The 1,571-nt window shown below is 66.6% G+C and carries 1 protein-coding gene; it reads left to right on the forward strand.

Annotated elements, in window-relative coordinates; genetic code table 11:
- Positions 1-1,571 (forward strand): electron transfer flavoprotein-ubiquinone oxidoreductase (locus G3O00_RS42610; RefSeq protein WP_206146588.1); only part of this gene is annotated, 1,571 nt, incomplete at both ends.

Below are 1,571 nucleotides of genomic sequence, written 5' to 3' on the forward strand. Positions count from 1 at the left end.
GGCCCCGCCGGGCTGTCGGCGGCGATCCGGCTCAAGCAGCTGGCCGCCGAGAAAGGCACCGAGATCGGCGTGTGCGTGCTCGAGAAGGGTTCCGAGATCGGCGCGCACATCCTGTCGGGCGCGGTGATGGACCCGCGCGCGATCAACGAACTGTTCCCCGACTGGAAGGAACGCGGCGCACCGCTCGACGTCGAGGTGACGGAAGACCGCTTCCTGTTCCTGTCCGAGAAGGGCGCGGTCACCACGCCGAACTGGGCGCTGCCCGCCAACTTCCAGAACCACGGCAACTACGTGATTTCGCTGGGCAACGTCACGCGCTGGCTTGGCGCGCAGGCCGAAGCGCTGGGCGTCGAGATCTTCCCCGGCTTCCCCGCCGCCGAGATCCTGTACAACGACGACGGCTCGGTGAAGGGCGTCGCGACCGGCAACATGGGCGTGGGCAAGGACGGCGAGCCGACCGAGAACTTCCAGCTCGGCATGGAGCTGCACGCGAAGTACACGCTGTTCGCCGAAGGCTGCCGCGGCCACCTCGGCCGCCAGCTGATCTCGAAGTTCAAGCTCGACGCGAACGCGGAACCGCAGGCCTACGGGATCGGCATCAAGGAGCTGTGGGAGATCGATCCGGCCAAGCACAAGCCGGGCCTCGTGATCCACACGGCCGGCTGGCCGCTGAAGTCCGATACGTACGGCGGTTCGTTCCTGTATCACATGGACAACAACCAGGTCGTGGTCGGCTTCGTGGTCGGTCTCGGCTACACGAACCCGTACCTGTCGCCGTTCGAGGAATTCCAGCGCTACAAGACGCACCCGTCGATCCGCGCGTTCCTGGAAGGCGGCAAGCGCGTGTCGTACGGCGCGCGCGCGATCACCGCGGGCGGGCTGCTGTCGCTGCCGAAGACGGTGTTCCCGGGCGGCGCGCTGATCGGCGACGACGCGGGCTTCCTGAACGCATCGCGGATCAAGGGCAGCCACGCGGCGATCAAGACCGGCATGCTGGCCGCCGACGCCGCGTTCGACGCGGTGCAGGCCGGCCGCCAGAGCGACGAGCTCAACGCGTACCCGGACGCCTTCAAGCAGTCGTGGCTGTACACGGAGCTGTACCGTGCGCGCAACTTCAAGCAGTGGATGGCCAAGGGGCTGTACCTCGGCACGCTGATGGTCGGGCTCGAGCAGAAGGTGATGGGCGGCAACGTGCCGTGGACGCTGCATCACAAGCACGCGGACCACGAGATGCTGAAGCCGGCATCGCAATGCCAGCCGATCGAGTATCCGAAGCCGGACGGCAAGCTGACGTTCGACCGGCTGTCGTCGGTGTTCATCTCGAACACGAACCACGAGGAGAACCAGCCGGCGCACCTGACGCTGAAGGATGCGAACGTGCCGGTGGACGTGAACCTGCGCACGTACGCGGGGCCGGAGGGGCGCTTCTGCCCGGCGGCCGTGTATGAATTCGTGAAGAACGACGACGGCAGCGATCGCCTGGTGATCAACGCGCAGAACTGCGTGCACTGCAAGACCTGCGACATCAAGGACCCGACGCAGAACATCGTGTGGGTCACGCCGGAAGGCGG

Origin of the sequence: Burkholderia sp. Ac-20384 (assembly GCF_017104605.1) — a bacterium.
Taxonomy (GTDB): domain Bacteria; phylum Pseudomonadota; class Gammaproteobacteria; order Burkholderiales; family Burkholderiaceae; genus Burkholderia; species Burkholderia lata.